This window comes from Enterococcus sp. LJL51 (assembly GCF_054871795.1).
Genome location: NZ_JBTXLW010000027.1, coordinates 1 through 13,581, shown reverse-complemented (window position 1 = coordinate 13,581; position 13,581 = coordinate 1). Strand labels below are relative to the sequence as shown.

12 protein-coding genes and 3 tRNA genes are annotated in these 13,581 nt (G+C 40.9%); 3 read left to right on the top strand and 12 right to left on the bottom strand.

Annotation, left to right across the window (positions count from 1 at the left end; all coding sequences use genetic code 11):
- Positions 1-131 precede the first annotated feature (131 nt).
- The 5 genes from gor to ACYSNQ_RS17165 form a co-directional block, all read right to left on the bottom strand.
- Positions 132-1,484 carry a glutathione-disulfide reductase gene (gene gor / locus ACYSNQ_RS17185; RefSeq protein ID WP_426084798.1) on the bottom strand — a complete coding sequence of 451 codons (1,353 nt, stop codon included), beginning with the start codon at positions 1,482-1,484 and terminating at the stop codon, positions 132-134.
- A 97-nt stretch (positions 1,485-1,581) separates the two neighbouring features.
- A complete protein-coding gene (locus ACYSNQ_RS17180) occupies positions 1,582-2,823 on the bottom strand; it encodes a peptidase U32 family protein (RefSeq protein WP_426084797.1) in 1,242 nt (413 codons plus the stop codon).
- 90 nt (positions 2,824-2,913) lie between these two features.
- Positions 2,914-3,834, bottom strand: a complete 921-nt coding sequence (locus ACYSNQ_RS17175; RefSeq protein ID WP_426084796.1) for a peptidase U32 family protein — start codon at positions 3,832-3,834, stop codon at positions 2,914-2,916.
- A 193-nt stretch (positions 3,835-4,027) separates the two neighbouring features.
- Complete coding sequence (locus tag ACYSNQ_RS17170) at positions 4,028-6,517, bottom strand: ATP-dependent Clp protease ATP-binding subunit (RefSeq protein ID WP_426084795.1); 2,490 nt, start codon at positions 6,515-6,517, stop codon at positions 4,028-4,030.
- A gap of 3 nt (positions 6,518-6,520) precedes the next feature.
- Positions 6,521-6,988, bottom strand: a complete 468-nt coding sequence (locus ACYSNQ_RS17165; RefSeq protein WP_426084794.1) for a CtsR family transcriptional regulator — start codon at positions 6,986-6,988, stop codon at positions 6,521-6,523.
- 180 nt (positions 6,989-7,168) lie between these two features.
- On the opposite strand from ACYSNQ_RS17165, the gene ACYSNQ_RS17160 reads away from it, so the two are divergent.
- Entirely contained in the window at positions 7,169-7,531 is a 363-nt protein-coding gene (locus ACYSNQ_RS17160) for a MerR family transcriptional regulator (RefSeq protein WP_426084793.1), read from the top strand.
- Between the two features lie 84 nt (positions 7,532-7,615).
- On the top strand, positions 7,616-8,287 hold the full coding sequence (locus ACYSNQ_RS17155) for an MBL fold metallo-hydrolase (RefSeq protein ID WP_426084792.1): 672 nt from the start codon (positions 7,616-7,618) through the stop codon (positions 8,285-8,287).
- Between the two features lie 132 nt (positions 8,288-8,419).
- Here ACYSNQ_RS17155 and ACYSNQ_RS17150 read toward each other — a convergent pair whose 3' ends face one another.
- The 3 genes from ACYSNQ_RS17150 to ACYSNQ_RS17140 are packed head-to-tail and all read right to left on the bottom strand — an operon-like array spanning position 8,420 to position 11,302.
- Positions 8,420-8,794, bottom strand: a complete 375-nt coding sequence (locus ACYSNQ_RS17150) for a RidA family protein (RefSeq protein ID WP_426084791.1) — start codon at positions 8,792-8,794, stop codon at positions 8,420-8,422.
- Positions 8,778-9,974: a trans-sulfuration enzyme family protein gene (locus ACYSNQ_RS17145; RefSeq protein WP_426084790.1), complete on the bottom strand. Its 1,197-nt coding sequence runs from the start codon at positions 9,972-9,974 to the stop codon at positions 8,778-8,780. The genes ACYSNQ_RS17150 and ACYSNQ_RS17145 overlap by 17 nt, the downstream gene beginning before the upstream one ends.
- 20 nt (positions 9,975-9,994) lie before the next feature.
- Entirely contained in the window at positions 9,995-11,302 is a 1,308-nt protein-coding gene (locus ACYSNQ_RS17140) for a PTS sugar transporter subunit IIC (RefSeq protein WP_426084789.1), read from the bottom strand.
- 169 nt (positions 11,303-11,471) lie between these two features.
- Here ACYSNQ_RS17140 and ACYSNQ_RS17135 point away from each other — a divergent pair, with 169 nt between their 5' ends.
- The gene (locus ACYSNQ_RS17135) at positions 11,472-12,320 is read left to right on the top strand and encodes a MurR/RpiR family transcriptional regulator (RefSeq protein ID WP_426084788.1); all 849 of its coding nucleotides are present in this window, start codon (positions 11,472-11,474) and stop codon (positions 12,318-12,320) included.
- A gap of 207 nt (positions 12,321-12,527) precedes the next feature.
- Here the strand turns inward: ACYSNQ_RS17135 and ACYSNQ_RS17130 are convergent, their stop codons facing one another.
- From ACYSNQ_RS17130 to ACYSNQ_RS17115, 4 genes are all read right to left on the bottom strand, one after another.
- The gene (locus ACYSNQ_RS17130) at positions 12,528-13,019 is read right to left on the bottom strand and encodes a hypothetical protein (RefSeq protein ID WP_426084787.1); all 492 of its coding nucleotides are present in this window, start codon (positions 13,017-13,019) and stop codon (positions 12,528-12,530) included.
- Between the two features lie 190 nt (positions 13,020-13,209).
- Positions 13,210-13,283 (bottom strand) — tRNA-Pro (locus tag ACYSNQ_RS17125).
- Between the two features lie 86 nt (positions 13,284-13,369).
- Positions 13,370-13,443, bottom strand: a tRNA-Arg gene (locus ACYSNQ_RS17120).
- A gap of 13 nt (positions 13,444-13,456) precedes the next feature.
- A tRNA-Leu gene (locus tag ACYSNQ_RS17115) sits at positions 13,457-13,542 on the bottom strand.
- Positions 13,543-13,581 lie beyond the last annotated feature (39 nt).

Here is a 13,581-nt window from a genome sequence, read left to right as displayed (position 1 = left end):
AGCATCCCGAACTATCAAAAAAAAACAGTACAGCTCTTACTGGTCAGCCAAGATGCTTTTCAACAGTCAAACACACTCTTAAAAATACCTTTATCCACCCAATCTGAACTCTACTGCGTTTTCCAGTGTCCTTATCTCATGGTTACAAACTCTTCTGCACCAGTCGGATGAATAGCTACCGTATTATCAAAATCTTTTTTCGTAGCACCCATTTTCACTGCAACTGCAAAGCCCTGAAGCATCTCATCCACACCTAGTCCAATTGCATGAAGTCCGACGATTTTCTCCTCTTGACCCACACAAACCATTTTTATATCACATTTTTGACGATATTCCCCCAAAGCAAAATACATGGGTGTAAAAGTCGAACGATAAAGTTTGATTTGTTCTTTTCCATACTTCGCTATCGCTTCTTTTTCAGTTAGTCCCACTGTTCCAATTGGCGGATGTGTGAATATAACGGTTGGAATCGTTTCATAATCCAAATATTCCTCTGTTTTACCATTGAACAATCGTTCAGAAAGACGTCTTCCCGCAGCAATCGCTACAGGTGTTAAATCGATTTTCCCAATCACATCACCCACTGCATAGATTCCTTTTTGAGTTGTATTTTGATACTTGTCGACTTTCACATAGCCTTTTTCATCCAGCTGTACTGCGGTATTTTCTAAACCTAAACGATCCGTATTGGGTTCACGGCCAGTTCCAAAAATAATACAATCCGCTGTAATATCCATCCCGTTTTCAAAGCAAATCAACAGCTCACCGGATTCTTTTTTCTCTATAAATTTTGGCACAGCATTTGGATGAACCATCATACCGGATTTTTGGTAATGCTCAACTGCTTTACTAGAGAGCATTTCATCGAAGCTGCGCAGCGGATGATCCTTGCGAAACGCCCAGTGTGTTTCACTGCCCAGACCTAACACTGTTCCAGCAAGTTCAGCAGCAACATACCCTGCCCCTATAACAACAACACGCTTTGGCAGTTCTTCTAATGCAAAGAAGCCATTGGAATCAATTGCATACTCTTCACCGGGTATCCCCAATTTTTTAGGACGGCCGCCTACTGCAATCAGTATATTAGGAGCCGTATATGTTTCCTCACCTGCCTTGATTGTCTGTTCATCAATAAACTGAGCATACTGATTTACCCGCTCAACATGGTTTGAATCCAAACCTCTTTGATAAGCTGTATGTAAGAATTCAATATACTCTTCACGATTTTGAACAAGCTTGCGAAAATCAAATGAGCGGATAGCTGCATCGAAGCCGTAGCCAGCCATATCCCGTTCCAGCATTTCTCTCATCGTACTAGCCTGCCACATTACCTTTTTAGGGACACAGCCGACATTCACACAGGTGCCGCCAATCGCTCCGCCTTCAAGAAGCAGCACCTTAGCGCCATGCATCCCTGCACGATTAGCAGAAGCAATGCCGCCGCTGCCTCCTCCTATTACAATATAATCATATGTCTTAACCATCTTTCTCCTCCTCCAATACTCAATTGAAAAAGGCTGATAACAGTTCTTGATCCTGTATCAGCCTAAAAGCTGAAAATCGTTCTTTCAGCTCTATCATCTATTTCTTTTTGCGAATCATATCTCCGACAGAAACAGGCTGAGCCACCGGCATCGTCAAAATCATCATTGGATTAGGTGCCCGATCAATCGACTCGCCATCTTCATTGTACATCACTTCTACTGTTTGATAGAAATGATTGAACCCAGGACCATAAAATTCAATTTCATCCTCTACACTGAAATGATTACGCTGGCGAATAGTCGCTGTTTGAGTTGCTGGATCGTACCCCATTACCTCACCAATAAATTTATATTCAGGAATTTTCCGGCGCGGACCAAATAACTGCTCCTCTTCAGAAGGCGTATTATAATAAAACCCTGTAGCAAGCTCCCGCTGTGCTACTTTCCACAGCTCGTCCACCCATTCCTGTTTACATTCATAGTTCTCCGGATCTTCCATATAGGAATCTACTGCTTTTTTGTATACATTAGCAACCGTCGAAACATAATGAATGGATTTCATCCGGCCTTCAATTTTGAAGCTATCCACACCATTTTCAATTAACTCAGGAATATGTTCAATCATTGACATATCAACAGCACTCATGGAAAACTCTTCTTCAACAGTACCCTTTGCAGTCAGGCTGCGTTTTTCTGTTCCAAACGGCATATCATACAAATCATATTTCCAGCGGCAGGATTGAGAACAGCCTCCCCGGTTAGCATCACGCATTGACATATGATTAGACAATGTACAGCGTCCTGAATAGGAGATACACATCGCTCCATGAATGAATGCTTCAATCTCTACGTCTGTATTTTTACGGATTTCTGCAACTTCCGCCATTGAAACCTCACGGGCAAGAACGACCCGCTCAAGACCTTCATTCTTCCAGAATTCCAATGTTTCATAATTGGTTGCTGAAGCCTGTGTTGAAAGATGAATGGGCAATCCCGGTGCTTCCTCTGCACAGATTTCTATCAATGCGGGATCAGAAACAATCACTGCCGCAATGCCCAAATCTCTAAGCTCACGGAAAAATTCTCCAGCGCCTTCCTCATTTCCTTCATGAGTAACCATATTTGCTGCTACATATACTTTCGCATTATGCTCTTTGGCAAAGGCCACCCCTTCCTGCATCTCTTCATAGGTGAAGTTGCCGGCACGGCTTCTCAGTCCATAGGCATTTCCACCGATATATACAGCGTCCGCACCATAATGAATGGCAACCTTTAGTTTTTCCAGCGTCCCGGCTGGCGCCAGCACCTCGGGACGCTTCAATGTTCGCTCTTTTTCCATCTTTCTTGACTCCTCATCCTCATAATATTAGTCCTGTCGTCTCTTTTCAGCCGACACTGACCTCATTTTCTGTTAAATAAAACGTCTTGATTATCTAATTTTTGCTGGATCTAAATGAAAGAAACCAGTATCCAGTCCACGCCCAGCAGGATGCAGCTGATTGATTTTTTCTTGTAAATCAGCAGCAGAGGCCTCAGACCAGCCACCTGATTCCAAAGCTGATTTTGCTTCAACAAACAGCTTAGCCACCTCAACAAAATTCGTCCCCGGTGCATAAATACCATCAAGCTTCCACGTCTGATACCCATGCTCATATAAGTGATGCAGCTCGTTCATCATACTGATATCATTATCCGCAAAAATATGCGTACCGTGACTATCCTCATAGATTGAATAATGTGTATCTTCCTTTTTAGGCTCCGATAGAAACAAACCACGTTCCTTATCCTTTTGTTCATCCGACTGTGTATAATTATAATAATTCTGCAGCAACGGACGTTTGGATTGATGAATGCAGGTTGCTCCATACACTAGCACTTCGACTGGCACAGCTAGATTTTCTGCCATTGCAGTCATTTCCTCAAAAGGAACCTCTCTAGCTAAAACTGCTCCGACAGCTCCCCGCTTCGCCCAGAAATTAATCTGGCGAGAACTGGTCACCATTGTTTCACCATCGTAGATAAAAGGAATAGCCGTTTTTTTCTGCTGTAAAAGATAAATAATTCCCGGATCACCGACAACGATTCGATCCGGTTCAATCTCACTCAAAAATTCCAGGTATTCCGGAACCAGCTTCATTTTATCTGGATGCATAATACCATTTACAGCAACAATCACCTCTTTATCTGCCTCATGAGCTAAAGTGATAATCTGTTGCTGCTCTTCCCTTGAAAAAGAGGCGGGCAGCCTCAAACCAAACGTTTCTTCGCCAATATATAAGGTATCTACGCCAGCAGCCAGCAGTTGTTTTGCCTGCTCCACAGATTCTGCTGTTGCAATAATTTCAATCATTGTATTTCCTCCCTTTGCGACTGCTTTATAGTATCACAGGTTCACAAACTTTCCAATAGAGTAAAGGGCTTTCCTTTGATTTTCACAAAGAATTCTGAAAAAAATGCAGGAAAAGAAGACTGAAATCCCAGAGCACTACTCCGACCTCAGTCTTCTTTCTTTTAGCACTTATACTATTCAATACTCAAGTGAGTTAAATCGTCTGCAATTCCTTCTTAGCAGCTGGTGCTTTGACATTTAAGGTAATCTTACCCTTGCTTGCACCAATTGTTACTTTGTCGCCTAAATGAATTTGACCGGAAAGCAGTGCTTCACTCAAGCGGTCCTCTACTTCTTTTTGCAGAGCCCTACGGATTGGACGTGCACCGTATTCAGGATCAAAGCCTACTTTTCCTATGACATCAATTGCAGATGGTGTAATCTTCACATAGACATCTTGTTCAGCCATCCGTACCACAATAGCCTTACTCATTATCTTAACAATTTCATGAATTTCATCCTGATCCAGCGAACGGAAGACAATCGTTTCATCAATCCGGTTAAGAAATTCCGGACGAAATGCTTTTTTCAGTTCTTCCAAAATTCGCTTCTGCATTGCATTATGATCCTTCGTTAAATCCTGAACGTTGAATCCAACATTCTTCTCTTCACGAATCGCAGTTGCACCAATATTTGACGTCATAATCAATATAGTATTTCTAAAATCGACCTTACGTCCTTTAGAATCAGTCAAATGACCATCATCCAACACTTGTAAAAGAATATTGAAAACATCCGGATGAGCCTTTTCCACCTCATCCAGCAAGATTACAGAATATGGTTTTTGACGAATTTTTTCAGTCAACTGACCACCTTCTTCATAACCTACATACCCTGGAGGTGAACCAATCAGTCGGCTGGTACTATATTTTTCCATAAACTCAGACATATCCACCCGAATCAGGGCATCTTCACTGCCAAACATCGTTTCAGCCAATGCTTTCGCCAGCTCTGTCTTTCCTACTCCAGTAGGACCAAGGAACATAAAGGAACCAATCGGCCGATCCGGATCCTTCAGACCGCTTCGTGCCCGGCGAATTGCTCTGGAAACGGCTTGAACTGCTTCATCTTGTCCAACAACACGATGGTGAAGAATTGATTCGAGCTCCATCAATCGTTCACTCTCTTTTTTCTCCAGCTGCTGCAGCGGCACGCCTGTCCATTGAGAAACCACTGCTGCAACATCTTCATCTGTTACTCTATTTGTATAACCTGATGCTTCTTTTTGCTCCAGCAGCAACAAATTCTCCAGTTTCTGCATCAGTTTCTTTTCCTTCATCCGCAGTCTCGCTGCACTTTCAAAGGACTGTTCCAGAATAGCTTCTTCCTTTTCATCTGACAGTTCCTGAATCTCTGTACGCAAATGATTAATTTCTGAAGGTTCATCCGCCAAATCCAAACGAACTTTAGCTGCTGACTCATCCATCAAATCAATCGCTTTGTCCGGCAATTGCCGTGAATTGATGTAGCGGACAGAAAGCTGTACTGCTGCATGCAGTGCTTCATCAGTAATCTCAACCCCATGATGAGCCTCATATCTGGACCGTAGTCCCTTCAAAATCTCAATAGCTTCTTCCGGTGTTGGCTCATCAATCTGCACACGAGCAAAACGTCTTTCCAAAGCAGAATCTTTTTCGATATATTTTTGATATTCATCTAGGGTTGTTGCACCAATCGTCTGTAGTTCGCCTCGAGCCAATGCCGGCTTTAAAATATTGGAAGCATCAATTGCTCCTTCAGCACCGCCGGCACCAATTAACGTATGAAGCTCATCGATAAACAGGATTACCTGACCGTCTTGATAAATTTCGTCGATGACTTTTTTCAATCGATCTTCAAACTCGCCACGGTACTTAGTCCCGGCTACCAGTGCACCCATATCCAACATCATCAGACGTTTTTCCTGCATAGCCTGAGGAACCTCTCCATTAACTATCTTCTGTGCCAGACCTTCAGCAATTGCTGTTTTACCTACACCTGGTTCACCAACCAGTACAGGATTATTTTTAGTTCTTCTACTTAAAATCTGAATCAGTCTTCTTACTTCATCTGAACGGCCAACAACTGGATCAAGGTTCTTTTCTCGAGCCAATTTCGTTAAATCTCTAGCAAGCGAATCTAGTGTAGGTGTACCGCCGCCCTTTTGCGCAGCACCCTTTTGATTTTTCCGTTTGTTGCCAGACATCGCCATCTGTGGGTCATTAATACCAATTTTTTTCATAAGCAGCTGCCGAACCTTGATTAGGCTTAAACCTAAATTTACTAGAATTCGTGAAGCTAATATATCTTCATCACGCAACAACCCCAGCAGCAAATGCTCTGTCCCAATATTCGGAGCACCTAAGCGTTTAGCTTCTTCTCCAGAGTAAGCAAAAATTTGCTTCGCCCGAGGTGAATAAGGTAGATAAATCCCTTTTGGATAGGATTTTGCCATTCCGTACCCCATCAAGTGTTCAATTTCCTCGCGAATATCATTTTTGTCTACATTCAACTGGCGCAGTGTTTTGCCGGCAATACCTTTCGGCTCAATTACTAATGCCAGCAGCAAGTGTTCTGAGCCAACCGACTGATGCTTGAAATATTTTGCCTCTTCCTGTGCAATAGCCAAAACGGCTTTAGCGCTATCTGTAAATAACTCATCCATAAACTATTCCTCCTCATAGCTCAGACGCTCCAAAAAAGCATACATTAACTGAGCACGTAAAAAATCTTCCTGTGCGCCAAATTTTCCCAGCACATTTTTTCCCAAAGCAGCAAGCATCAAATTGCCTTCCTTCTTCGTCACTACTTCTTCTTCATATAATTTCTGCACAAAAACCAATGCGTCTTTCTCTGATAGCTGATCACCAATGAATTGCTCCATCTGCTTAAGCAGCTGTGTACTGTCAGATAGCTGAACCTTGGCAATTCGGATATAGCCGCCTCCACCTCGTTTACTTTCAACAGAATATCCCCGCTGAATGGTAAAACGAGTATTAATTACATAATTTATCTGGGAAGGGACACAATTGAATAAATTGGCCATCTCGGCACGTCGAATCTCAATCTTACTGCTATCTTCTAGTATCTTTTTCAAATAGGCTTCAATCAGATCAGAAGTGTTCTTATTGTTCATGACATTATCCTTCTCCCTTGACTAATACTGACCATAATTATATCGTTTTTGTACAAGTAAATAAAGAAGAAAGCTTATACTTTATTGAAAAATCAAAGGATTTTCAACAAATAATTCACATTTTCAGTATTGACCTTGGAGTTTACTCTAATGTTATGATGAAATCAGGAGGAAAACAACATGACCACTGAATGGACAATCAACGAGATTGCTAAACTGACAAACCTTTCGAAAGACACTATCCGGTATTATGAAAAAGAAAAACTGATTACACCTAAACGCAGCGACAACAATTACCGCATCTATTCAAAAGAAGAGCTGTTCAAGCTAAAATATATCGCTGTAATGAAATATGCCCGCTTTTCTCTAAAGGAAATCAACACCTTCATGCTGCTCTTTGACCAGGAGCTTTCTGAAGACTGCAACCAGCAGGGTAAAACTTTACTAGAGAAAAAAATTAGCGATTTAGAGAGAGCCGTGCGCCATTATCAGGCAATTCTACAGCTGTTAAAATCCCCTATACGGATGACTTTCAGCAGTTGAAACAGCACTTGGAAAATAGCGGCACTGATCACTCTTTAGATAGTTTTATTGAAAAATTATTTGAAGAAATCAAGGAGGAAACATATGAAAACAATTTATCATTCCACTGAAGAATCACTGCAGCTGATTACGATGCCGCGGATATTTCCTATAAATTGCTACATTATTTTAGAAAAAGACTACTGTGTACTAATCGATTGTAGTAAACAAGGGATGGCAGAACCCATCATTAAAGCGGTAGAGGATACCGGCAAACCTTTGAAGTATATCATTCTGACCCATGCACAAGCCGATCATACTGGAGATATCAATAAAATAAAAAATTATTTTCCAAAAGCAAAAGTCTGCATTGGTGCACAAGAATTTTCAGATAGTAAAACAGGCGTGAGAAATATCCATCTACCGATAGAACCGGAGCTGCTGCTGAAGCACAAAGATGTCTTAGGAAGCTTAGTTGTATATGAAACGCCTGGCCATACCAATGGATCAATTTCATTGATTGATACACGGAGTCTTTCAAGCTACGTAGGTGATTTAATTCAAACTAGGGGCGGAGCTGCTATTTCCGGAGATTTGCGCTGGCGTTTTCCTTTTCCAGCTTTTGCTACTGTAGATAAGCAGGCAGCTGTTGATTCAGTCAAAAGTCTATACGCAGATTATACAATTTACAAAACTTTTTGCGGACATGGCCCTGTATTGGTTCCCACACATAATGAAATTACTCAGTTAATTAAACGGGCTGAACAAAAAATATAATACAAAAGAAAGCTGTGACATAGAAATAAGCTCATTTTTCCCAACACGCTCTACACATAAAAAAACCTCATACGAAGCCTATTTTCAGCTTTGTATGAGGCTTTTTTTAGTTTTTATTAATTATAAAGCAACCTATCTTACAGCGATTACTTCAATTTCTACTAACCCGTTATTAGGTAATGCTCCTACCTGAAAAGCACTGCGGGCTGGAGCCTCTTCTGTAAAGAATTCACTATAGACTTGATTCATCTCCTGAAAATCAGCAATGTCCTTCAACAGTACTAGTGTCTTTACTACGTCCTTCATCTCCAAACCCAACTCTGACAACAGCAGCTGTACGTTTTCTAAAGCAAAGCGAGTTTGAGCATTAATATCTGCGCCCATTTCCTTTGTACGATGATTGATTCCCAGTTGTCCTGAAAGATAGACTGTTTCTCCTTGGGCCGCCACACCATGAGAATAGGGTCCTAATGCGCTTAATTTATCTGAATTATGCGTTTTCTTCATTTTTTACTTCCTTTCCATAGGCTTGGTCTAAAGCCTGACGAATATCTTCTACAATCGACATAGGAGCTTCCAGTCCAACATACATTCGAATATGTGATGGAGAAAGACCACGTTTTTTCACAGCTTCTAGATTACTTCCTTTAAATACTGGTAAAGCCAAGCTTTCAAAGCCGCCCCAGCTAACCCCAATTGTAACGACCTTTAATGCATTGACAAATGTTTTCAAATGATCAAAGTCCGTATCCTGTAAATCAATCGCAAACAATGAGCCGTATCCTTTAAGATATTTATCAGCCAGCTGTTTTTGCTCCCCTTCAGCAAGGTACGGATGATAGATTTTACTAATACGGTGATCTTTACTTAAACAATCTAAAACCGTTTTAATTGCTTTTGTCTGATGAGCCATCCGTACAGCTAACGTACGTAACCCACGGATAGCCAGCCATGAATTAAACGGACTGTTGACTGCTCCTAAAGCCTGATGCCCTTTTTCGAATATCTCGTCCACCAGCTGTTCTGAGCCTACCACAGCGCCTGCAACGATGTCCGAATGCCCGCCGATATATTTGGAGCAGGAATGAATAACAACGTCCACACCGTAATCTAACGGGTGCTGGAACAGTGGTGATGCCCACGTATTATCGATAACTGTATAGGCTCCCTGCTTTTTCGCCAGCTCAGTAATTTTTTCCATATCTAAAAGCTCGAACTTTTGAGAAGATGGGCTCTCAAAATAGATGAGCTTTGTATTCTCCTGAATGTGTTCTTCAACCTCAGCTGTTGTCGCTACATCAATTTTTGTCAGCTCTACGCCAAACTTTCCCATATCCTGCATGAATGAGAGTGACTCTCCATAGATTGTATTCACCATTAACACATGATCTCCCTGTGCCAGTAACGTAAACAGCGTTGCAGATATTGCCCCCATCCCTGATGAAAAGACCTTACACTTCTCTCCACCTTCAAGTTGAGCAATTTTCTTTTCCAATATCTCAGTTGTTGGATTTGTTCCGCGCGTATATACGTAATTATTCTTTTCATCTACGCTGGCTGCCATGAATTCTTCATAGGTTGGAAAGAAAAAGGACGAGGTTTGAACAATTTCCGGAGTCATTGCATGATAAGCCTTTCCCGTTGTCTTTTCTACCTCACAGCAAATATTTTCATAATACTCATTCATATCATTATTTCCTTCTTTCCTTAAAGTGAATCGGGAATTTCGTGTGCTTCCTCTTTCTTGTACTGATTATCCAATGCTTTCACAAACGGATAGAATATGGCTACACAGGCTACCACCGAAACAATCTGAGTAACGGCTCCCTGCCACTGGCCAACTAGAAATCCAGAGAAAATAAACGGTGTTGCCCACGGTGCTTGAATATTAGTAAACATTGGCATAAAACCTATCTTCATTGATACAAGCGCTATTAAAACAGAAACAATAGGTGCAATAGTAATTGGAATTAAAATCAGCGGATTAAAGATAACCGGCAAACCGAAAATTAGCGGCTCATTAATATTGAAAAACGCAGGAACAAAAGAAATTTTTGACATTGCTTTCATCCGTGAAGAGCGTCCTACAATCGCCATTGCAATCGCTAACCCAATCGTACAGCCGGCACCACCTATTGTGGCGAATTGATCCAGCATCTGAACCGTACCGAAATTGCCATTTTCAGCAGTTAGTTTACCTAGTTCAGCTAGCGCCTGATTCTTATCAGCATTTGCATAAAGAATCGGATACAGCATAGAATTGATAACTGTTGGATGGATACCAAACCACCATAGCAAACCATTCAAACCCGCTACCACAATAATTGCAAACGGTGTTCCCACAAGTCCTTGCAGCGGAGCCTGTATCACCGCATAAATCAGTTCTGGGAAAGAATCAGCCAAGACTACACCTACCCCATTAATAATTAGTGAGACACCCACAACAAAGATTCCCGGCAACAAAGCGCTAAAAGCCTGACTCACCATAGTAGGCACGCTCTCCGGCATCCGGATAATCAGATTCTTCTTTACACAGAAACGGGTAATTTCAACAGAAAGAATCGACATGATAATCGCAGTAATAACTCCTTGCGTACCAAGCCAGTTAAATGACAGAACCCGCCCGACAACTTCTCCAGACTCAGCAACCACTGTCTTAGGTAAAACCACCACATAGGCTACCAGACCTAAAACCAGCGAAGTCAATCGATCCATGTCATAGCTCTCCGCCAGTTTATAAGACATCGTGCCGGCAAAAATAATCCCCATCATATTAAACGTAGCCCGGTAAGCAGGGGAGATAAAATCCATCCAGCCTGTGCCAAAAATCCCTGCCATGAACTCTTCGTAACCGGATACAGGAAAATCCGTAATTAGCATAAAAATCGAACCAATAATTGTTAACGGCATAATTGCAAAAAAACCATTTCTAAGTGCCTGAAAATATCTCAAATTCGTTATTTTAGATACCTTCGGGACTAATGTCGCTTCAACCCAACCAGTGAGTTTTTCCATTTGAATCTCCTCCCAAAAATGAAAAAATTTATTATGAATTCATCTTATTTCCATTTCAATTTTAAGTAAATAGCAGCCCTTCACTCTGTAACTATGTTTCATAAATAACTAGAATAAGGTATACTGATGGCGAAACAAAGTTTCTTTATACTATCAAGTGGGTGATCTTATGAATTTAATTGAAGAACTGCAACAGGAAAAAAAATTTACTTTTAATGAACGCTTGATTATTGAGTTTGTTCTTGCTCATGCTGAACGAGTACTTCATATGTCTATCTATGAACTGGCAGAAGCTACCAGCTCCTCCACCTCTACAATTGTCCGCCTATGCAAAAAAGCCGGCAGCAGCGGCTTTAAAGAGTTTAAAATAAGACTTTCCCGGGATTTAGAACTACATTATCAAAATATTCGTAATATTGATGCTAATATGCCCTTTCGTTCAGGTGACTCTGACATTGTAGTCGCAAAAAAAATTGCCCAGCTTACAGAAGAATCTATTCAATCTACACAAATCCTATTAACCGAAGCAGAGCTTAATAAAAGTGTGGATTTACTCATGCAAGCCAAAAATATCCTAGCTGTCGGCGTCAGCAACTCTTTCATTCGCCTAACAGATTTTCAAACAAAGCTTCTGCGGATCAATATGTATATTCATCTTGTTCACTTACAGCCAGAACAGTTCTATCTAGCCGCCAATGCGACAAAAGAAGATGCAGCCATTATTGTTTCCTATAGCGGCAACACAGCGGAAACAATCAATGAAGCCCGTATCTTCACTAAAAGAGGAACACCTATCATTGCTATCACTTCAAACTTAGACAGTCAGCTGGCGAAATATGCCACAGTAGTATTAAGAATACCTAACAATGAACACACGGATTTCAAGGTTTCAACCTTCTCCTCCCAACTGTCTATCGAATACATTTTAAATGTTTTATACTCATGCATTTTCAATCGAAATTTCGAAAAAAATTACACATCTCAAAAAAATACACCTATTTCTATCTTGAAGTTTTAGGCTTAGATAATCCTTCAAACAATTCATCTTGTCCGTTCTTCATGTATATTAAAAAGCATCCTCACCTAAGCAAAGGATGCTTTTCTCATACTAAGAAGCTCCTCTGAAGGGAAGCACTCTTAAAAATCATTTAGTTTTTTAGAATCTTAATGTGTAGCCTTCTGCCTTGCTAAATGCAGAATTACTTGGCTTTACTCATTCAAAATATTATTGAATCAGCCAGGTCGCTTCTCTGTCATCGTTTGCTATACTTAAAAAAGATGACGAAAATTTAACTTTCACAGGATCATCATTTCCCCATAAAGTGACGTCTCCTGTCCATTCTTCCCCGTCTTTCAACGTTTCCAAATTAAACGATTTCCCACCAACATGCGCCTTGTCAGAACCAGTCTGTAAAACAGTATGCCAATCATACGGAGATATATTCAATCCTTTGCCAGTCTCATTTTTATAAGTGACATTTACTTTGTATGTTGTTGACCCTAATGCCGGCTCACCTTCACCTATAGAATTGACTGTTACTGTCACTCCATACATTGTTACCCCATCACCAACAGCTAAATCAGTCAGTTTATCTTCTGGTGTATCTTTGGGTTCTGTTTTACTTTCGCCACACCCAGCTATTCCTACTACTAAAAATAGCAATAGAACCAACAAGTACCAACGCTCTGATTTAACTTTTTCAATAAAATTTCTCATTTTCTTTTTCTCTCCCATCCAATTTTTCTAGCTACTAAGAGCTATATTACCTTTCCCAACTACTACCCAAGAAATTGATTGCACTCACATACATTATATCATTTATAATAGGCTTAACAATATTTAAAAAAAGACTTTGATAATTTTTACATAACAAAAAAACCTTGCTTAAAAAGTAAGGCTTTAACAATCGGGAAGACAGGATTCGAACCTGCGACCCCTTGGTCCCAAACCAAGTGCTCTACCAAGCTGAGCTACTTCCCGAAAATAAACTAAGTTAATAAAAAAAGACTATAGACATAAAAGGAACGAAAGATGCCCTTTAAATCTGAAGTCAGATATTCTAACTATGCACCCAAAGGGAGTCGAACCCCTAACCTTTTGATTCGTAGTCAAACACTCTATCCAGTTGAGCTATGGGTGCTACATATTTCTAATGCCGAGGACCGGAATCGAACCGGTACGGTGATCACTCACCGCAGGATTTTAAGTCCTGTGCGTCTGCCAGTTCCGCCACCCCGGCGCGGTATTTGAAAGCGGAAAACGGGGTTCGAACCCGCGA